Origin of the sequence: Erythrobacter sp. (genome assembly GCF_035194505.1) — a bacterium.
Taxonomy (GTDB): Bacteria; Pseudomonadota; Alphaproteobacteria; order Sphingomonadales; family Sphingomonadaceae; genus Erythrobacter.
Map to the genome: position 1 here is coordinate 498,481 of NZ_CP136573.1, position 19,721 is coordinate 518,201.

The window sequence follows — 19,721 nt, forward strand, 5'->3', positions numbered from 1 at the left end:
CACTCGAGCGCTATGGCAGTGGTCGCACACTTGAGCCGCGGCATGAAGCCGCTGGTGGATCTTGTCTATCCGCCCCGCTGTCCGCTGTGCGGCTCGGCGCTGGCAGATCAGGGCGGGCTTTGCGCCGATTGCTGGAGCGAGATCGACATTCCCGGCGAAGGCGGCTGCGATGCGCTGGCTTCATGGCCCGATCTTGGCCAGAGCGTGCCTGTCCATGCGGCGACGTTCTACAATGATGCCTCGCGCAGGCTGGTGCTGGATTTCAAGCATGGTCGCAGGATTGCGCTGTCAGCCCTGCTGGCGCGCCTGATCGCGGCGCGGCTTCCTGCTGCGGCGAGCGGCGCACAGCCTTTGCTCGTTCCCGTGCCGCTGCATCGCTGGCGCCTGTGGCATCGCGGTTTCAATCAGGCAGCGCTGCTGGCGGGCGAGCTGGCGAAACTTGGCAGGGGTGAGGCGCTGGTGGACGGGCTGATCCGGAGGAAACGCACGCCGAGCCTCGGCGGGCTGGGGCGCGCGGCGCGCGAGCGGGCGCTGGCAGGCGCGATCGTGATCAATCCGCGCAAGGCGGGTCTGATTGCGGGCCGTGATGTGGTGCTGGTCGATGATGTCTTCACCAGCGGTGCGACCTCTCACGCCTGCCTCGCTGCACTCGCCGCTGCGGGTGCGCGCAGCCTGAGCGTAGCGAGCTTTGCGCGGGTGGATGATGCTGTGCCGGGGCGGGGCGGCTGAAAAACGAAACGCCCGGAGCCTTGTGAGCTCCGGGCGCCGCGTGACGAAACGGTGTGGATCCGCTCTTTCGAGCCAGAATGGCCACCCCCTAGCTTGGCCATCCGGGATCCTGTCCCTTATCGTTCAACCGGTCGCACTGGCACCCCGCTGCCAGTCTGCGGTCCGGTCACCCCCTGAACCTGGCATCAGATGATGCCGGTATTCGGTGGAGAACCATCTTGCGACAATTCCTGAGCGCCTTGTTCCATCCCGCCTGTTCATTCGGAAGGGCTAACCTTGCCTGCCGACATTTTTTGCAACCTGCTGTTGTGATCGTGCAACAATCCGCGCATGAGCAGCCCGTTTTCGGCATGATGACGAGCGGACAATCCAGATGGCTGATCCCCAATTGACTCCCGAGGAGCAGGAAAATGGCTCTGTCTTTGCGCCCAAATTTGATGCTTCGGGATTGCTGACGGCAGTTGTTGTCGACGCGCTCACGGGCGGCGTGCTGGTGGTCGCGCATATGAACCGCGAAGCGCTCGATGCGACGTTGGAGAGCGGACGGGTGCATTTCTGGTCCCGTTCGCGCGGGAAGCTGTGGCTGAAGGGAGAGACCTCGGGGCATTTTCTCGAGGTGGCAGAGGTCCTGGTCGATTGCGATCAGGATGCGCTGGTGATTCGGGCAACGCCTGCCGGTCCGACCTGCCATACGGGCGCACAGAGTTGCTTTTATCGCAGGCTCGAGGTCGGCGAGGGCGCGCGTGCTCTCGTAAAGGTCAAGACTTGACGCTCACGTAAAGGGAAGGTATCTGGTGCGGCATGGCTACCGCACCTGCACCTTCCGCGTCCGCGCATAACCCCGAGGCAGAACCGCGTCGCAATGGCGCGCATCTCGACCGGCCCGATATCCACGCGCGCGAACAGTTCACCATCTCGGATCTCACCAGCGAATTCGGCTGCACTGCCCGTGCGCTGCGCTTCTACGAGGACGAGGGGCTGATCAGTCCGGCCCGTGTCGGGCTGACCCGCGTCTATTCCAAGCGCGACCGTGCGCGGCTCGCATGGATCATGCGCGCCAAGAACGTGGGCTTCAGCCTCACCGAAATCCGCGAAATGATCGACCTATACGATCTGGACGATGGCCGCGTCGAACAGCGCCGCGTCACGGTCGAGAAGTGCCGTGCGCATATCGCCAAGCTCAAGGCCCAGCGCGACGACATCGACAGTTCGATCAACGAACTCACCGATTTTGTCGCCGAGATCGAAAAGCTCGATCTGCGCTGAGCTGTAGCCACCCCCGCTTTCAAACGACCACCATCACCAAAGGGATCCAGTGATGCCGACTTATACCGCGCCCACCCGCGACACGCGTTTCATCGTCAACGAGGTGCTCGACCTTGCCAGCTACGGCAATCTGCCGGGCTTCGAGAATGCCACGCCCGACATGATCGACACCGTGATCAACGAGGCCGGGAAGTTCTGTGCTGAGGTGCTTGCACCGGTCAATCAGGCGGGTGACGAGCATGGCTGCACCCGTCACGAAGACGGCAGCGTCACCACCCCTCCGGGTTTCAAGGAAGCCTATCAGGCCTTTGTCGAGAATGGCTGGGGCACGCTCGGCCAGCCGGTGGAATTCGGCGGGCAGGGGCTTCCCCATGTGCTGAGCTTTGCCTTCGAGGAATTCTCCGGCACCGCCAACCAGGCTTTCGCGATGTATCCCGGTCTCACCGCCGGTGCGATCTCGGCAATTCTCGCCAAGGGCTCGGACGAGCAGAAGGCGACCTTCGTGCCCAAGATGATCTCGGGCGAATGGTCGGGCACGATGAACCTGACCGAGCCGCATTGCGGCACCGACCTCGGCATGATCCGCACCAAGGCTGTGCCCAACGGCGATGGCACCTATGCGATCACCGGCACCAAGATCTTCATCTCGGCCGGCGAGCATGACCTCACCAGCAACATCATCCATCTGGTGCTGGCCAAGACCCCGGACGCGCCCGACAGCGTGAAGGGCATCTCGCTGTTCATCGTTCCGAAGTTCATCCTCGATGAAAACGGCGAACCGGGCGTGCGCAACGGAGTGACCTGCGGTTCGATCGAAAAGAAGATGGGCATCCACGGCAACGCCACCTGTCTCCTCAACTATGACGGCGCGACGGGCTACATGGTGGGCGAGGAGAACAAGGGGCTCGCGGCCATGTTCATCATGATGAACGCTGCCCGCCTCGGGGTCGGCATCCAGGGCTATGCCCAGGCCGAAGTCGCCTATCAGAACGCCGTCAACTACGCGCTCGATCGCCGCCAGGGCCGCGCGCTCACCGGCCCGGCCGATCCCGCAGCCAAGGCCGATCCGATCTTCGTCCACCCCGATGTGCGCCGGATGCTGATGGACGCCAAGGTGTTCACCGAGAGCATGCGCGCCCTGTGCCTGTGGGGCGCGCTCCAGGTCGATCTGACCCACAAGGCGCAGACTCCCGAGGAGCGCGAGGCTGCCGATATGCTGATCGGGCTGATGACCCCGGTCATCAAGGGATATGGCACCGACAAGGGCTATGACATCGCCAACAACATGCAGCAGGTGTTCGGCGGCCATGGCTATGTGCGCGAATGGGGCATGGAGCAGTTCGTCCGCGATAGCCGCATCGCGATGATCTACGAAGGCGCCAACGGGGTGCAGGCCATGGACCTGTGCGGCCGCAAGCTCGCCATGAACGGCGGCAAGGCGATCCAGGCCTTCTTTGCCATGATCGACGAGGAAATCGCCGCCGCCAAGCAGGTGCCGGAACTGGCTGGTGTGGCGGAACGCCTCGAAAAGGCGCTTGGCGAGCAGAAGGCCGCAACCATGTGGTTCATGCAGAACGCCATGGCCAACCCCAATCACCTGGGCGCCGGCGCACATCACTACATGCACATCATGGGCATCGTGACGCTCGGCTTCTTCTGGCTGAAGATGGCCAAGGTGGCGCTCGCCAAGCTCGCGGGCACGCCGGAGGACAAGGCGTTCTACGAGGCGAAGCTGGTCTCGGCCAATTACTATGCCGAACGCTTCCTGCCCGATGCGGGCGCGCTGCGGCGCAAGCTCGAAGCGGGCAGCGAATACATGATGAAGCTGCCGGCCGAGGCCTTTGCCACCGCCGCCTGATCGTCTCCTTGCGAATTTTTGCGGGCACTTTTGCAGGGCCGCCATGTTAAGGCATGGCGGCCCTTGTTCATTCGGGACGGTGTGGGGAGCGTGGTGACATGATGATGCGGCGGTTGTGGCTGTCGGTTGCGGCAGGGGTTTTACTGCTGGCGGGCGCTGCCGTGTTGCTGCTCGCGCCGGACGATGCGCCGCTGGTCGAGGCGCCTTCGGCCGCTCGTTTCGTCTTTACCGGATGGGATGGCCCGGATCTGCCAGTCTATTACCAGCTGCCCGATAAGGTCACCGCCGAGACCCCTGTGGTTTTCGTGATGCACGGCGTCAATCGTGATGCGGATCGTTACCGCGACGAATGGGCCGCGCTCGCCAGACGCCACCGCTTCATCGCTATCGTCCCGCAGTTCAGCCGCGCCGATTTCCCCGGCTCGCGCGGCTACAACACCGGCTATTTCAGCGAGGAGGACGGCAGCCCGCGTCCACGAAGCCTATGGTCATTCGCGGCGATCGAGCCGCTTTTCGACGATGTCCGCAAGCGTTTCGGCACAGGCACCGCGCGCTATAGTATCTACGGCCATTCCGCTGGCGCGCAGTTCGTGCACCGTTTTGTGCTGTTCATGCCCGAAGCACGGATCAACAAGGCCGTCGCTGCCAATGCGGGCTGGTACACCATGCCTGATCGCTCCATGGGGTTTCCCTATGGCCTTGCGGAAACCCCGGTCGATGATGCGGCACTGGGAGCCGCGCTTGGCAAGCCGCTCACGGTGCTGCTCGGCACAGCGGATACCGACCGCGATGATCCCGACCTGCGGAAGACCCCCGAGGCTGATGCGCAGGGGCTCACCCGCTTTTCCCGCGGGCAGACGTTCTTTGCGCGTGGAAAGGCCGCGGCGAGCGAGATCGGGACGCCCTTTGGATGGACGCTGGTCACAGTGCCCGGCATTGGCCACAGCAACGCGGGCATGGCCGAAGCCGCCGCCGCGTTGCTCGCCAAACCTTGATCCCTATTTCTTCGCCGCTTCCTCGGCCAGGACATAGAGGTAGTCGACGTAAGCCATGGTCACTTCGTCGAGGCCGTAGACCTTGGGGTCGCTGCTCTCGATCAGGAACCATTCGTTGGGCGCATGGGCACCGCCGCCACGACCAAGCCCGAATTGCGAGGCGGGCAGGTTCAGCGGCGGACCGTTGAAGATCACCCCCGGCCAGCTTCCCGCGTTGCGCGGGCGGATGGTGTAGGGGATACCCTGAGCATCGAAGAGTTTCTTTTGCGCGCGGATCAGGGCCGAATCCTCGGCCGTCTCGTTGGGACCATAACCGCCAGAGACGGTGACGCGCACATCATCGAAACCGCGGCGCGCAAGGTGGGCCTGCAATTTGCTGACCGCTTCGGCCTTGGTCATGTTCGGCACAAGACGGAATTCGAGCTTCGCCTCCGCGCGCCCCGGAAGCACGGTCTTGCCGCCTTCGCCAGTATATCCTGCAACCAGACCCTGAATGTTGACCGTTGGCTGCGAGAAGAAGCGTTCGAGGCTGGTGGTGTAATCCTCGTCATTGATCCAGCGTCCGACACCCAGCAGCGCCTTCTCGCCCGCTTCCGCCCCCGGCTTTACGCTCTGGGCGATCAGTTCCTTCTGGCGCGGGCTGAGGGGCTGGACGTTCTCGAACCAGCCATCGATAGTCGGCGTATGCCCGTCATCGGCCACCAGCGTATCGAGCGCCTTGACGAGCCGCCAGGCCGGGCTTTCGATGCGGGCATGGTTTGAAGAGTGGATGTCGGTCTTGGGATATTTGTCCGAGGTCTCGCCGCCCACCAACAGCTGGAATTCGACCGCTCCCTTGGCTCCCAGGGTGATCCCGGCGCTGCCGTCACGGTTCTGGTTGGCGGCAGGGATGAACACGCCGATTGCCTTCGAGAGCGCGGCCTGCACTTCGGGCACCGCGACCACCTGATCGAAGTGGGTTGAGGCGACCTCCTCCTCGCCCTCGGCCACCAGCACGAGGTTGACCGGGAGCTTGCGTCCGCTCGCCTGGATCGCCTTGACCGCAGCGAGAAAGGCCATTTCAGGGCCTTTCTGGTTCACCATTCCGCGTCCGACGATGGCCGTGCCTTCACCCGGGCGATCCACCAGCGTCGCGGTGAGTGGCGGGGTGTTCCACTCGGCCGGATCGAACTGCTTCACATCATACATGAAGTAGACGCCGACCGTGATCTTGGCCCCGGCATCAAGCGTAGCGAAAACCGCCGGCACACCATCGGTCGGGATCACCTTGGCCTGCTGGAACCCGGCATCGAGCGCCAGCTTGCGCATATATTCCGCGCCCTCGGGCGTTCCGCGTTTTTCAGCGGCAATGGTGGGGAGGGCGACCCAGTCCGTGAGCGCCTTCACGGTCGCATCATGCTGGGCCTCAACAGTGGCGACGATTTTTTCGCGCTGCGGCGTTTCGGCAGCGACAGGTGCGGTAGCCAGCGCAATCGTGGCGGCCATGGTCATTGCGGCCAATGATCGTTTCATCCGGTCTTTCCCCCCTCGGTGGTTGTGACAATGAGGTATCAGGCGCCACGGGGAGCGCAAAGGCTTTTGCGCTTGCAGGCATCTGGGGACCCTGCGAGCTTGAATACTGGTCAGGGTGCCGGGGGTCGGCCACAGCAATCGCGCACTGATCAGACTTGGAGCGAGACGCAATGGCGAGACCTTGGCTTGGATTTGCAGCAGCAATGGCTTTGCTTGCCCCGATGCCGCTCGCGGCCGAGCCGGTGCAGGCCGGCGCGCTTTCGCCATCGTTCAAGGCGCAGCTTGATGCGCAATATGACCGGATCATCGCCGATCTCATCCGCATCACCGAAACCCCTGCGCCGCCGTTCAAGGAGCACAAGCGCGCCGAACTTTTTGCGCAGATGCTGCGCGATGCCGGGCTCAAGGATGTCAGCATCGACGAGGAGGGCAATGTCCTCGCTCTTCGCCCCGGACAGACAAATGCGCCCGTGTTCGTCGTCTCGGCCCATCTCGACACCGTGTTTCCCGAAGGCACGCCCATCAAAGTGACACGCGAAGGCGAACGCCTGCTGGCTCCCGGCATTGGTGACGACAGCCTCGGCCTCGCATCGATCCTGGCATGGATCCGAATTCTGGAGGCCAACCGCATCCCGACCCGCCAACCCATCCTGTTTGTCGGCACTGTGGGCGAGGAAGGCGCGGGCGATCTGCGCGGCGTGCGTCACCTCTTCACCAAGGGTGCATGGAAGGGGCGGATCGGCACGTTCCTTTCGGTCGACAATGCTGATGCAGGACGCGTGGTTCACGCAGCTGTCGGCTCACGGCGCTACCGTCTCGGCTTCAAGGGGCCGGACGGCCACTCTTACGGGGCTTTCGGCATCGTCAATCCGATGGCCGCCATGGCCGAGGCTGTGCGCGGGATCTATGCCATCAACGTGCCGGCCGAGCCCAAGACGACCTATGCCGCTACGGTCGTCCATGGCGGAACCTCGGTCAACGCGATCCCCGATCTGGTGACGCTCGAAGTCGACATGCGCTCGGGCGATCCCGCCGCGCTGCGCAAGCTCGAAGACGATGTGTTGGCGGCAGCAGCCGCGGGCGTAGCGTCCGAGAATGCCGCGCGATCGGTGCGGCCCGGTTCGATCAGCCTTGATCCGCAACTGATCGGAGACCGTCCCGCAGGCACAACTCAGCCGGTTCATCCCTTGGTGAGCGATGCGCTCGCAGCCTCGCGCGCGGCGGGCTTTGACGCGCGGCTCGACCAATCCTCGACCGATTCGAACATCCCGATGAGCCTCGGCGTGCCTGCGTTGACAATCGGCACCGGCGCGGGCGGCGGGCGCACTCATAGCGTCGAGGAATATCTCGAAACCGGACGCGAGCGTTTCGTGGCAGGGGTTTCGGTGGGCCTCGCGATCATCCTCGCGCAGACCCAGACGAGCGCACCTTAAGCCCTATTCGGCAGCGACGCGCTGGGCCTTCGGACGGGCTGCCGCGAGGCGCTCGGACAGGCTGGTGCCGCCTGCGGAAGGGGCGGGTTTGAGCGACAGGTTGACGATGGTGGGCGCAGGCTTGGGTGCCGGTTGCGGTTCGGGCGCAGCGTCGGCGACGGGTTCGACGACCCGTTGCGGCGCAGGCGCGGCGTCGGCCGCAGGCTGGGGGGCAACCTCCGCAACGGGCGAAGGGGCAGGTTGCGGCTCCGGTGCCGGTGCGGCGGCAGAGGCAATCTCGGGCGCAGGTGCTTGTTGTTCCTGAGCGTCTTCGCCGGCCGTCGCTTCCAGCAGCTTGGCCGCGACTTCCTCCAGCGAGCCGACCACCAGCAGCGGCTGACCGCCGACGATACCGACGCTGGTCTGGCCGTTCTCAGCCACGCGCAGCCAGGCGACGTTTTCGGCCACCACAAGATAATTGCCGCCGCGCGATTCCAGCTTGATGAACTTCATGACACCGCCGCGCTAGCACGACACGGGTTAAGGAATCGGTCAATGTGCTTGAGGGGTTAGTGCTGCGGCGGCGCGATTTCGTCGATGAGGTCCATCAGCGCGTTCCACGACTGGCGATCGGCGCGCGCATCATAGGCGGGATTGGGTTTCCGGTCCGGCGTGAGCGGGTTGGTGAAGCCGTGCTCCACCCCTGCAAAGGACATCAACTGCCACTGCGCGCCAACGCGGTCCATTTCCTCCCAGAAACCAGTCACATCGGCGCGCGGCACCAGTGTGTCGGCATCGCCGTGGCACACCAGCAGGCGCGGGGCGATGGGCGCGGCGGCGGGCAGGGGGGTGGCAAGCAGGCCGTGGAAGCTAGCCGCCAGCGCCAGATCGGCTCCGTCCCGCGCCAGTTCCAGCACCGCCATTCCGCCCAGACAAAATCCGATCGCAATCATCGGCAGTCCGGGCGCCGCCTGTTCGAGCGCGGCAAGGCTTGCACGCAATCGGCGGCGCATGGCGAGCGGATCGGCGCGCAGCCGCTCCACCGCACCAAAGGCACTGGCGGCATCATGCGGCGCATCGGGGCCGTAGAAATCCGTGACCAATGCCACGCACCCAGCCTGCGCGAGCGCCAGCGCCTTGGCCTCGACCCCCGGCGACGTGTTCATAAAGGTCGGAAACACTGCCACAGCTGCGCGCGGCGAGCCGGAGGGCCGCGCCAGCAATCCGGTTAGCGCGGTGTCTCCATCGGCATAGGCGAGGGGCTGAAGGCTCATTCGACCGGCAGGAAATCCGGCACCGAAAGATAGCGCTCGCCAGTGTCATAGTTGAAGCCGAGCACGCGGCTGCCTGCGGGCAATTCCTTCAGCTTCTTGGCGATGGCGGCGAGGGTCGCACCGCTGGAAATGCCCACCAGCATCCCTTCCTCGCGGGCGGCGCGGCGGGCCATCTCCTTGGCCTCTTCCGCGCCCACGGTGATTGCCCCGTCGATGGCGTTGGTGTGGAGGTTGCCGGGGATGAAGCCAGCGCCGATGCCCTGGATCGGGTGCGGGCCGGGCTGGCCGCCGTTGATCACCGGCGAAAGCTCCGGCTCCACGCCATAGGCCTTGAAGCCTGCCCAGTGCTTCTTCAACTCCTCCGCGCAGCCGGTGAGGTGCCCGCCCGTGCCGACCCCGGTGATCATCACATCGATCGGTGCGTCAGCGAAGTCGGCGAGGATTTCCTGCGCGGTGGTGCGGGCGTGAACGGCCGGGTTGGCGGCATTGTCGAACTGGCTCGGCATCCACGCGCCGGGGGTCTGCTCGACCAGTTCCTGCGCTCGCTCGATCGCACCCTTCATGCCGCGTTCGCGCGGGGTAAGGTCGAAGCTCGCGCCATAGGCCAGCATCAGACGCCGCCGCTCGATCGACATGGATTCGGGCATGACCAGCACCAGCTTGTAGCCCTTGACCGCGGCAACCATCGCAAGGCCGATGCCGGTGTTGCCCGAAGTCGGCTCGACAATCGTGCCGCTCGCCTTGAGCGCGCCGCGCGCCTCTGCATCCTCGACCATCGCGAGCGCGATACGATCCTTGATCGAACCGCCCGGATTGCCCCTTTCGGACTTCACCCAGACTTCGTGATCAGGGAACATCCGCGCAAGGCGAATATGCGGCGTGCTGCCGATGGTGGCGAGAATGGAGTCGGCCTTCATGTCGTTACCTCTCTCTTGAGTTCCTGCGGCTCAAAACTGTTCGCGCGGCGCAATTCGGGGAAATACCACGCCCAGACCAGCGTTACGAGTATCGCACCCGCCCCGCCGAACACAACCGCGCCGGTGGCGCCGAGTATCGCGGCGGCGATGCCGGACTGCATCTCTCCCAATTCGTTCGAGGCCGAGATCGCGAGGCCCGAAATGGCCGAGACACGCCCGCGCTTGTCATCGGGGGTGAAGAGCTGGACCAGCGAACTCCGGATGAACACCGAAATCATGTCCACCGCGCCCATCATCGCAAGGATCGCGAGCGACAGCAGGAAGCTGCGCGAAAAGCCGAAAGCAATGGTGAGCGCACCGAAAGCGGCGACCGCATAGAGCATCTTCATCCCCACCTTGCGCTCCAGCGGACGGAAAGCGAGATACAGGGCAACGCTCGATGCGCCGAGCGCCGGGGCGGCACGCATCAGGCCGAGCCCCTCGGGACCGACAAAGAGGATATCGCGCGCAAACACCGGCAGCAGCGCGGTCGCTCCGGCCAGCAGCACGGCGAACAGATCGAGCGTGATGCAGCCGAGCAGGAAGCGCTCGCGCCAGACATAGACCATTCCCTCGATGATCTGGCGCAGCGGCTTCAGGCGCTGACCGGTATGGTTGGCCTTGATCGGGCGGATGCCGATCACCAGCAGCATCGCACCGCCCAGCATCAGCGCGGACATGGCGTGGGGCAGCCAGTCGTAACGTGCAAATACCAGCCCGCCGACCGCCGGGGCGATGACGCTCGCGGTCTGCCACGCCATCGAGGACATCGCGATCGCGCGCGGCAGCAAGGGGGCAGGCACGATATTGGGTGCAATCGCGCTCATCGCCGGATTGACGAAGACCCGCGCCGCGCCGTGGGCCGCGGCAAGGGTGAAGAGGATCGGCAGATTGAGTGCATCGGCCCAGGTCAGCAGCGCCAGCAACGCGGCGATCAGCCCGTCCAATCCATTGGCAAAGGCGGCGACATAACGCCGGTCAAACCGGTCAGCCGCGAGCCCTGCGACAGGGGTCAGGAGGAACAGCGGGATGAACTGCGCAAGGCCTAGCAGGCCGAGCTGGAACGAGGCCTCGGCCACGCTCATCCCGTAATCCTCGCGCGCCACGTCGTAGAGCTGGTAGCCGATCAGCACCACCATCGACATGGTGGCGAACACGGCGATGAACCGCGCGCACCAGTATCGCCGGAAATCGGCTATCGCGAGGGGGCTGGCGGGTTCCATTGCGCCATGCCCATGGCAGGGACCCGCGCGCCTGCCAAGCAGGGGAATGTTTGCGAGAGTTCAGCCGGGCTTTTGTGCCCGCAATCCGCTTAGCGCGGACGGCGCAGGCGGGGGTTGGGCTGAAGCTCGTCGATGATCGCGATGAAATCGTCGAGACGGATGATCCGCTCGAACTGGAACCCGGCGCGGTTGTCGCGGGTCCAGATCACGTAGGCCTCGATCCGGCCCACCACCGGCATCCGGATGATGACGCGATCACCGCGGGAAAGCTGGTGCGCATCATCGACCATGAAGCCATGGGCCGAAAGGTTGCAGACGTGCAGCTTGAGATCACCGTGCTCGAAATGCTCGACGATTACCGGATAATCGACCGGATGCCGCGCGGCGCGCCGCATATCGGTTACGCTCAGACTTGCTCCACCAATCACGCCTCGCGACCCTTTCGTCTTGCATCCTTCGAAGCAGAGTGAATGGGCGATAAAGGCTTAGATTTGGTAAAAACGCCTATCGCCTGACCAGCGCATGACGTTTTTTTCCGAGGCTGAGGCGAAGGGTCTCGCCTTCGCCCGGCAGCACCAGATAGGCAGGGTCGGTGATGGTCTCGCCTTCCAGCTTCACCGCGTTCTCGGTCAGCTTGCGCTTGGCCTCGCCATTGGAAGCGGTGAGGCCGATCTCGGTGAGGAGCGCGGCGATGCGCATGCCTTCCGGGCCGGTGGCAAGGGTCGGCAAATCCTCGCCCGCACCGCTGCCGGCAAAGGTCTCGCGCGCAGTCGCCTCGGCTCGGATTGCGGCATCCTCACCGCGCACCAGTTTGGTCACTTCGTTGGCGAGCACCACCTTGGCGGCGTTGATCTCCGCGCCCTCGAGGGCCTCGAGGCGGGCGATCTCGTCCAGCGGCAGATCGGTGAAGAGGCGCAGGAACTTGCCGACATCGGCATCATCGACATTGCGCCAATATTGCCAGAAGTCATAGGCGGGCAGCTGTTCTTCGTTGAGCCACACCGCGCCCGCCGCGGTCTTGCCCATCTTGGCGCCGCTCGCGGTGGTGAGCAGCGGCGTGGTGAGGCCGAATAGTTCGGTCCCGTCCATCCGCCGGCCAAGTTCGATCCCGTTGACGATATTGCCCCACTGGTCTGAGCCGCCCATCTGCAAGCGTACGCCAAGTTCCTTGGACAAGTACCTGAAATCGTAACCTTGGAGGATCATGTAATTGAATTCGAGGAAGGTCATCGGCTGTTCGCGCTCAAGCCGCAGCCGCACCGAATCGAAGGTCAGCATACGGTTGACAGTGAAGTGCGTGCCGACTTCCTGCAGCAGCTGAATATAGCCGAGCTGGCCCAGCCAGTCGTGGTTGTTGACCATCACCGCGTCGGTCGGCCCATCGCCGAATGTCAGAAGCTTGCTGAAGACCGTGAAGATTGACCGGACGTTCGCCTCGATCGTCTCGTCAGTCAGCATCTTGCGGCTTTCGTCGCGCCCGGTGGGATCGCCGATCCGCGTGGTGCCGCCGCCCATCAGCACGATCGGCTTGTGCCCCGCCTGCTGGAGCCGCCGCAGCATCATGATCTGCACAAGGCTGCCGATATGCAGCGAGGGCGCGGTCGCATCAAAGCCGATATAACCCGGCACGATCTGCTTGGCCGCAAGGGCATCAAGCCCCGCAGCATCGGTCAGCTGGTGGATGTAGCCGCGCTCGTCGAGCAGCTTGAGAAGGGCAGAGTCGTAGGTCGTCATGGGCGCAGCGCTTAACAGGGGGGAAGGGGGACGGGAAGAGACTTGCCCGCGTGAGGCCTGCGAGGCATGGATGGGCCATGCAACCGCTCATGCTCCACCAGACCTGTGATCTGGGCCCGATCCGCGCTGTCACCGCCACCATCACCGCCACGCCCGATGGCTGCGAGGCCGAGTTCCGGCTCGACGGGCTTATCCCTGCGATCATCGTCCCCGAGCCGGCGATGCCCGAACGGATGGACAATCTCTGGAAGACCACCTGTTTCGAGATATTCTGGCAGCCGCTGGGCGATACGTGTTACCGCGAGTTCAACCTCTCGCCCTCGGGCCGCTGGGCGGCCTATGACTTCGATTCCTTCCGCGAAGGGATGCGCGATGCGCCGGTCGAGCGGGTGGAGATCACCTGTTCGCATGACGAAAACGGCTTGGTGCTGAAGGCCAGTATCGCGGCTGAACTTCCTGATCCCGCGCAGGTCGCCCTCAACGCGATTGTCGATCATCCGGGCGGCGCGATCCAGTTCTGGGCGCTCGCTTTCCCGCCGGGCAAGCCGGAGTTCCACTCGGAGGCCTGCCGTGCGGTGATTATCGAGCGCTAGGCTGTGCCGAAGGGCCGGTTGCGCTTCACGATTTCCCAGTTGAGCACGAAGGCGAAGCTCACCCAGATGAAGTAGGGCACGTTGAGCCATCCGGCGAAGCTGTCACCCACGAGTCGCGGCAGGATCGTCATCTGTCCCAGCACCGATAGCCACAGAAACACGTTCTCGCCCAAGGCCCAGTCCGGCCGCCGCCATTTGAAGAACAGCGGTGACCAGGCGAAATGCACGACGAAATTCACCGCAAACAGCGCCCAGACCCCGATGCGTGCTTCGGGTGTTGGGGCATGTTCAAGCCCGATATAGAAGCTCCATCCGGCCAGCCCGAGGATCAGCGTCCAGGCCGGGCCAAACAGCCAGTCGGGCGGCTGCCACGGGGGCTTTCGCAAGTCGCGATACCACTGGCCGATCTCGGTCAGCGCGCCGCCCGCGCCGCCGAGGATGAGTGCCCATGCGGCGGCGATGAGGGCGTTGGTCCAATCCATGTCCACCCATATAGGGAGCGTCCGCGCAAATGCCATTGCCTTTGCCCCGCGGCTTTGTCAGGCACACCCCATGAAAAATGGTATCGACCGGCTGCTTGCCGACCCTGCTTTGCTCCGCCAACTCGATGGTCGCCGCGTCGCGCTGGTGGCCCATCCGGCAAGCGTGACAGCCAATCTCACCCACAGCCTCGATGCGCTGATTGCGGCGGGGGTGAATGTGTCGAGCGCCTTTGGCCCGCAGCATGGCCTCAAGGGCGACAAGCAGGACAACATGGTCGAGACCGCGGACGAGATGGATCCGCGCTACGGCATTCCGATCTTCTCGCTCTATGGCGAAGTGCGCCGCCCGACGGGGCAGATGATGACGAGCGCGGACGTATTTCTGTTCGATCTTCAGGACCTTGGCTGCCGGATCTACACCTTTGTCACAACCTTGCTCTACCTGCTGGAGGAAGCTGCCAAGGCTGGCAAGGAAGTCTGGGTGCTCGATCGCCCCAATCCCGCCGGACGGCCGGTGGAGGGGACGCTGCTGGTGCCCGGGCAGGAAAGCTTCGTCGGCGCGGCGCCCATGCCGATGCGCCACGGGCTCACCATGGGCGAGATGGGGCACTGGTTCATCGAGCATTTCGGGCTCGACGTCGCTTACAGGGTGGTGGCGATGGAGGGCTGGAACCCCGATGCGCCGGGCGAGTGGGGTTGGCCTTCCTCGCGCTTGTGGATCAACCCGTCGCCAAATGCCGCCAACGTGAACATGGCGCGGTGCTACGCCGGCACCGTTATGCTGGAAGGCACCACGCTGTCAGAAGGTCGCGGCACCACCCGCCCGCTCGAAGTGCTGTTCGGCGCCCCCGATATTGACGCCACGGCGGTGCTGGCGGAGATGCACAAGCTTGCTCCCGAGTGGCTGGCAGGCTGCGCAATCCGCGAATGCTGGTTCGAGCCGACTTTCCACAAACATGCAGGAAAGCTTTGCAATGCACTGATAATCCATGCGGAAAGCGCGTTTTACACGCATCATGCCTTCCGTCCCTGGCGCTTGCAAGCGCTGGCCTTCAAGGCGATCCGCAGGCTCTACCGCGATTACCCGCTGTGGCGCGATTTCCCTTACGAATACGAGCTCACCCGGCTTGCGATTGACGTCATTAACGGCGGCCCAGCCTTGCGCGAATGGGTCGATGATGCCGCCGCCACCCCGCATGATCTTGACGTCATGACGTCACACGACGAGGCCGCATGGGTCGCGGACGTGCGCGGGCGTCTGCTTTACTGAGGCCCGTAAAGCAGCGCCGTTCTGGCGTCATTTCCATTGATAAAGCGTTGGTTTACGCGCCGTGCTTGCGAGAGAGCTCCCGCATCGCATCGTCCAGACCTTCAAGCGTCAGCGGGTACATCCTGTCCCCCACCAGCTGCTTGATCATCTTGGTCGACTGCGAATAGCCCCACTGCTTTTCCGGCACGGGGTTGAGCCACACGGTAGCCGGATAGGTGTCGGCCACGCGCTTCAGCCACACCGCGCCTGCTTCCTCGTTCATGTGCTCCACCGAGCCGCCCGGATGCGAAATCTCGTAGGGGCTCATTGCGGCATCGCCCACGAAGACGATCTTGTAGTCGTGGCCATATTTGTGGAGCACGTCCCAGGTCTTGGTGCGTTCCTGCCAGCGGCGCTTGTTGTCCTTCCACACGCCTTCGTAGAGGCAGTTGTGGAAGTAGAAGAACTCCATGTTCTTGAACTCGGTCGTCGCGGCGCTGAACAGCTCCTCGACCAGCTTGATGAAGGGGTCCATCGACCCGCCGACATCGAGGAACAGCAGCAGTTTCACCGCATTGCGGCGCTCGGCGCGCATGTGGATGTCGAGCCAGCCCTGCTTGGCGGTGCCGCGGATGGTCTCGTCGATATCAAGCTGGTCCTGCGCGCCTTCGCGGGCGAAACGACGCAGGCGGCGCAAAGCCATCTTGATGTTGCGGGTGCCAAGTTCCTTGGTGTTGTCGAGGTTCTTGAACTCGCGCTTTTCCCAGACCTTGATAGCCTTGCCGTGCTTGGCCTCGCCGCCAATCCGCACGCCTTCGGGGTTGTAGCCCGCATTGCCGAAAGGCGAGGTGCCGCCCGTGCCGATCCACTTGTTGCCGCCCTGGTGGCGCTTTTCCTGTTCTTCCAGACGCTTCTTGAGCGTCTCCATGATCTCGTCCCAGTCGCCCAGTGACTTGATCTTCTCCATCTCTTCCGGCGTGAGGAACTTCTCGGCAACCGCCTTCAGCCAGTCTTCGGGGATGTCGACGGGGTTCTGCCCGTAATCGGTCATGATCCCCTTGAACACCTTGTGGAACACCTGATCGAAGCGATCGAGCAGGCCTTCATCTTTCACGAAGGTGGCGCGGGAGAGATAGTAAAACGCCTCGGGTGTCTGCTCGATGACGTCCTTGTCGAGCGCCTCCAGCAGCGTGAGGTGCTCCTTGAACGAGGCACCGATGCCGGCCGCCCGCAACTCGTCGACGAAATTGAAGAACATGGGCGACTGCTTAACCCGCGCTGCGCCCACGCGCCAGCCCTCTTTCTTGCGAGTTGAGGGGCCTCACTTAACGCTTCGCTTACCATCCCGGCGCTAGGAAACCGCCACCAAACAAGGGGCCGCGAACCATCATGCATCAGATCGCCATCGACACCGCCAATGCTCATGCGCTGGGGATGATTCCCGAAAGCTGCGGAGCGGTGACGGTGGGCTGCACCGATGTGGCGGGCGTGGTCGAGGCGGTGATCGCCTCCTCGCGCACCTTGCGTTCCGAACACGAGGCGCTGGCCGAGACCGTCCGCGCGCTGGAGGCTGACCAGACCAAGGTGGCCGAAGCGAGCGACGAGGCGCGGCTGCTCTCCGAACGCGCGATCGACCGGCTTGCCGAGGGCACGGCGCTGATCCAGTCCTCGCTGGGCCAGATCGCCTCGCTGATCGAACTGGTCGAGACTTTGGGCCAGCACGTCACCAGCTTTTCGGCCGCGATGGAGCAGGTCCGCCGCTCCGCGCAGGACATCGACAATATCGCCGAGACCACCAACATCCTCGCCCTCAACGCGACGATCGAGGCGATGCGTGCAGGCGATGCGGGCCGCACCTTTGCCGTGGTGGCAAGCGAGGTGAAGAGCCTCGCCAGCGACACCCGCAAGGCGACCGAGGAGATCGCCCAGACCATCGATGCCCTCGGCGGCGAGGCGGAGATGGTGATCGGCCGGATCGAGGCCGGTGCCAAGGCCAGCGGCGATGCGAAAGCCTCGGTCGCGCGGATCGAGAGCACCATGGCCAATGTCGGCAGCCTGGTGGAGGAAGTCGACAAGCAGAACGACGTCATCGCGCGTTCGACCGGCACCATCTCGGGCCATGTCGACAAGGTGCAGCGCGTGCTGACCAGCTATGATGCCGCCTCGCGCAAGAACGAGGACCGGCTCCACGGCGCGCATCGCAAGATGGAAGAGCTGGAGATCACCGCCAGCGAGATGTTCGACCGTATCGTCCAGGCCGGCCTCAGCCCGCAGGACAGCGCGATGGTCGCACAGGCGCAGGCGATGATGCAGGCGCTTGTCGCGCACACCGAGGCCGCGCTGGCGAGCGGCGCGATCACCATGGCGGCTGTGTTCGACACCGATTACGTCCCCGTTCCGGGCACCAATCCGCAGCTGTTCCGCACCCGTCTGACCGACTGGGCGCACGCCGAATGGCGCCCCTTCCTCGACCGCGCCAAGGCCGGCGACACCCGCGTGCTGGCGGCGGCCTGCACCGACATGAACGGCTTCCTGCCGACCCACCTGACCGAGCGCAGCCGCACGCCCACGGGCGACATCAATCACGACACCCAGTTCTGCCGCAACGGGCGCATCATGCTCGAGGCGATCGACCGCAAGGCCAAGGTCTCGAGTGCGCCTTACATGATGGCGGTCTACCGTCAGGAAGGCGACGGCGATTCCTATGTCGTGGTGCGCAATGTCTACGTCCCGCTGGTGATCGGCGGACGGCGCTGGGGCGATTTCGAACTGGCCTACAGCTTCGACTGAGCCTAGTGCGTTCCTTAAATGTTTCACGTGAAACATTGAAAATGGCCCCCCACCAGGGGGTCAAAGCGGGGCTAACCGGGGGTCAATCCGACCCTGGAACACCCCTGGAAGGGGCGGAATCGACGCCTCAGGTCGCCATGAGGCAGGGTCTCACATCCGATCAATAATCCCAGCTCCGGAAGCCGGGTGACATCGATGCGGCGATTTTCTTGTTGTGCTCAGCCCGGACGAAATTCAGCCCGCTGCAAGTGATCTGGATTGAGCCCTTTGGGGCAGCATAATAGGCTTCGTTATAGATGATCTGGCAAGTGTAACGCTCTTGCATCGCATTCTGGGACTTCAGGTAATATCTATTCCAGTAAGTGACAAAAGTGCGACCATCACCGTATTCTTCCACCGAACGCTGCCCTTGAAATTCGATTTGCACCCCTCCGACCGGAGCATAGCTGCGGATCATGTAGGGATCGACGGTCTGGTTGAGATAGGTCACCGTCATCTTCGATTGGTCGATCCTGAGACGCGCATACACCTCCGCATTTCGTGACTGGGTGTATGTTTCCCAGTCACCCTGGATAGCGGCAATCGGATCTGCCAAAAACTGCTGCTTCGATATTGCGACCGGGGTTGCGGCCGCCTGTAGCAAAGCTGCATAAGACATTAAAAACATGTCATTCTCTCTAAATTCAGGCTCTCAGGGCGGACCGGAAGTGTCGCTTCACCGCGACCCCATTTCTAGGTCGGATTGCGGCGGGCCATGAAGGCCAGTCGTTCGAACAGCATGATATCCTGCTCGTTCTTGAGCAGCGCGCCGTGCAGCGGCGGGATCGCGCTGGCCGGATTGCTGCTTTGCAGAACGTCGAGCGGCATGTCCTCATTCAGCAGCAGCTTCAGCCAGTCGAGCAGCTCGCTGGTCGAGGGCTTCTTCTTCAGGCCCGGCACCTCGCGCAGATCGTAGAAGATATCCATCGCCTTCTTGACCAGCACCTTCTGGATGCCGGGGAAGTGGACGTCGATGATCTCCTGCATCGTCTCGCGATCGGGGAACTTGATGTAGTGGAAGAAGCAGCGGCGCAGGAAGGCGTCGGGCAGCTCCTTCTCGTTGTTCGAGGTGATGACGACGATCGGGCGTTCCTTGGCCTCGATCCGCTCCTGTGTCTCGTAGACGTCGAAGCTCATGCGATCGAGTTCCTGCAACAGGTCGTTCGGAAACTCGATATCGGCCTTGTCGATCTCGTCGATCAGCAGCACGGGGAGCTGCTCGGAGGTGAAGGCCTCCCACAGCTTGCCCTTCTTGATGTAGTTGCGGATGTCGTGGACGCGCTCGTCACCCAGCTGGCCATCGCGCAGGCGCGCCACCGCGTCATATTCATAGAGGCCCTGCTGCGCCTTGGTGGTGGACTTGATGTTCCACTCGATCAGCGGTGCGTTCAGCGCCTTGGAGATTTCATGCGCCAGCACGGTCTTGCCGGTGCCGGGCTCGCCCTTCACCAGCAGCGGGCGGCGCAGCGTGACAGCGGCGTTCACCGCGACCTTCAGATCCTCGGTCGCAATATAGGACTGGGTGCCTTCAAAACGTTGCTGGCCATTGGGCTGATCGGTCATGGGTTTTCCTGTGAGACTGAATTTCGCCGTCAGCGATAAGGGGCCA

Annotated in this window: 20 protein-coding genes; 9 read left to right on the forward strand and 11 right to left on the reverse strand. The window is 63.6% G+C overall.

From position 1 onward, the window contains the following. The first annotated feature begins 12 nt into the window (after positions 1-12). From RSE14_RS02550 to RSE14_RS02570, 5 genes are all read left to right on the forward strand, one after another. On the forward strand, positions 13-729 hold the full coding sequence (locus RSE14_RS02550) for a ComF family protein (RefSeq protein WP_324075674.1): 717 nt from the start codon (positions 13-15) through the stop codon (positions 727-729). A gap of 373 nt (positions 730-1,102) precedes the next feature. Further along, on the forward strand, positions 1,103-1,498 hold the full coding sequence (gene hisI, locus RSE14_RS02555; protein ID WP_324075675.1) for a phosphoribosyl-AMP cyclohydrolase: 396 nt from the start codon (positions 1,103-1,105) through the stop codon (positions 1,496-1,498). A gap of 32 nt (positions 1,499-1,530) precedes the next feature. Beyond that, positions 1,531-1,995 carry a MerR family transcriptional regulator gene (locus RSE14_RS02560; RefSeq protein WP_324075676.1) on the forward strand — a complete coding sequence of 155 codons (465 nt, stop codon included), beginning with the start codon at positions 1,531-1,533 and terminating at the stop codon, positions 1,993-1,995. A gap of 52 nt (positions 1,996-2,047) precedes the next feature. Next, positions 2,048-3,853, forward strand: coding sequence for an acyl-CoA dehydrogenase C-terminal domain-containing protein (locus RSE14_RS02565; RefSeq protein WP_324075677.1), 1,806 nt, complete (start codon positions 2,048-2,050; stop codon positions 3,851-3,853). Between the two features lie 98 nt (positions 3,854-3,951). Next, positions 3,952-4,848 carry an alpha/beta hydrolase family protein gene (locus RSE14_RS02570; RefSeq protein WP_324075678.1) on the forward strand — a complete coding sequence of 299 codons (897 nt, stop codon included), beginning with the start codon at positions 3,952-3,954 and terminating at the stop codon, positions 4,846-4,848. Positions 4,849-4,851: 3 nt separating this feature from the next. On the opposite strand, the gene RSE14_RS02575 is transcribed toward RSE14_RS02570, so the two are convergent. Continuing rightward, a complete protein-coding gene (locus tag RSE14_RS02575) occupies positions 4,852-6,360 on the reverse strand; it encodes a M20/M25/M40 family metallo-hydrolase (RefSeq protein ID WP_324075679.1) in 1,509 nt (502 codons plus the stop codon). A gap of 203 nt (positions 6,361-6,563) precedes the next feature. Here RSE14_RS02575 and RSE14_RS02580 point away from each other — a divergent pair, with 203 nt between their 5' ends. Continuing rightward, positions 6,564-7,793 (forward strand): M20/M25/M40 family metallo-hydrolase, encoded by a 1,230-nt coding sequence (locus RSE14_RS02580; RefSeq protein ID WP_324075680.1) that lies wholly within the window; start codon positions 6,564-6,566, stop codon positions 7,791-7,793. Between the two features lie 3 nt (positions 7,794-7,796). On the opposite strand, the gene RSE14_RS02585 is transcribed toward RSE14_RS02580, so the two are convergent. From RSE14_RS02585 to tyrS, 6 genes are all read right to left on the reverse strand, one after another. Further along, a complete protein-coding gene (locus tag RSE14_RS02585; protein WP_324075681.1) occupies positions 7,797-8,285 on the reverse strand; it encodes a hypothetical protein in 489 nt (162 codons plus the stop codon). A 56-nt stretch (positions 8,286-8,341) separates the two neighbouring features. After that, positions 8,342-9,046, reverse strand: a complete 705-nt coding sequence (locus tag RSE14_RS02590) for a dienelactone hydrolase family protein (RefSeq protein WP_324075682.1) — start codon at positions 9,044-9,046, stop codon at positions 8,342-8,344. After that, positions 9,043-9,963 carry a cysteine synthase A gene (cysK, locus tag RSE14_RS02595; protein WP_324075683.1) on the reverse strand — a complete coding sequence of 307 codons (921 nt, stop codon included), beginning with the start codon at positions 9,961-9,963 and terminating at the stop codon, positions 9,043-9,045. The genes RSE14_RS02590 and cysK overlap by 4 nt, the downstream gene beginning before the upstream one ends. Continuing rightward, complete coding sequence (locus RSE14_RS02600) at positions 9,960-11,225, reverse strand: MFS transporter (protein WP_324075684.1); 1,266 nt, start codon at positions 11,223-11,225, stop codon at positions 9,960-9,962. The genes cysK and RSE14_RS02600 overlap by 4 nt, the downstream gene beginning before the upstream one ends. 89 nt (positions 11,226-11,314) lie before the next feature. Continuing rightward, the gene (locus RSE14_RS02605) at positions 11,315-11,653 is read right to left on the reverse strand and encodes a PilZ domain-containing protein (protein ID WP_324075685.1); all 339 of its coding nucleotides are present in this window, start codon (positions 11,651-11,653) and stop codon (positions 11,315-11,317) included. A gap of 76 nt (positions 11,654-11,729) precedes the next feature. Continuing rightward, positions 11,730-12,959: a tyrosine--tRNA ligase gene (tyrS, locus tag RSE14_RS02610; protein WP_324075686.1), complete on the reverse strand. Its 1,230-nt coding sequence runs from the start codon at positions 12,957-12,959 to the stop codon at positions 11,730-11,732. A gap of 77 nt (positions 12,960-13,036) precedes the next feature. Here tyrS and RSE14_RS02615 point away from each other — a divergent pair, with 77 nt between their 5' ends. After that, on the forward strand, positions 13,037-13,552 hold the full coding sequence (locus RSE14_RS02615) for a DOMON domain-containing protein (protein WP_324075687.1): 516 nt from the start codon (positions 13,037-13,039) through the stop codon (positions 13,550-13,552). Here the strand turns inward: RSE14_RS02615 and RSE14_RS02620 are convergent. Further along, complete coding sequence (locus RSE14_RS02620; RefSeq protein WP_324075688.1) at positions 13,549-14,034, reverse strand: TspO/MBR family protein; 486 nt, start codon at positions 14,032-14,034, stop codon at positions 13,549-13,551. The genes RSE14_RS02615 and RSE14_RS02620 overlap by 4 nt on opposite strands. A 70-nt stretch (positions 14,035-14,104) precedes the next feature. Here RSE14_RS02620 and RSE14_RS02625 point away from each other — a divergent pair, with 70 nt between their 5' ends. After that, a complete protein-coding gene (locus RSE14_RS02625) occupies positions 14,105-15,304 on the forward strand; it encodes an exo-beta-N-acetylmuramidase NamZ family protein (RefSeq protein ID WP_324075689.1) in 1,200 nt (399 codons plus the stop codon). Positions 15,305-15,356: 52 nt separating this feature from the next. On the opposite strand, the gene RSE14_RS02630 is transcribed toward RSE14_RS02625, so the two are convergent. Beyond that, positions 15,357-16,541, reverse strand: a complete 1,185-nt coding sequence (locus RSE14_RS02630; RefSeq protein WP_324075690.1) for a vWA domain-containing protein — start codon at positions 16,539-16,541, stop codon at positions 15,357-15,359. A 131-nt stretch (positions 16,542-16,672) separates the two neighbouring features. Here RSE14_RS02630 and RSE14_RS02635 point away from each other — a divergent pair, with 131 nt between their 5' ends. Continuing rightward, complete coding sequence (locus RSE14_RS02635) at positions 16,673-18,073, forward strand: methyl-accepting chemotaxis protein (RefSeq protein WP_324075691.1); 1,401 nt, start codon at positions 16,673-16,675, stop codon at positions 18,071-18,073. Between the two features lie 160 nt (positions 18,074-18,233). On the opposite strand, the gene RSE14_RS02640 is transcribed toward RSE14_RS02635, so the two are convergent. Together RSE14_RS02640 and RSE14_RS02645 are read right to left on the reverse strand one after the other, a co-directional pair. Beyond that, the gene (locus RSE14_RS02640) at positions 18,234-18,731 is read right to left on the reverse strand and encodes a hypothetical protein (RefSeq protein WP_324075692.1); all 498 of its coding nucleotides are present in this window, start codon (positions 18,729-18,731) and stop codon (positions 18,234-18,236) included. A gap of 74 nt (positions 18,732-18,805) precedes the next feature. Continuing rightward, positions 18,806-19,675 (reverse strand): AAA family ATPase, encoded by an 870-nt coding sequence (locus tag RSE14_RS02645; protein ID WP_324075693.1) that lies wholly within the window; start codon positions 19,673-19,675, stop codon positions 18,806-18,808. Between the last annotated feature and the right edge of the window lie 46 nt (positions 19,676-19,721).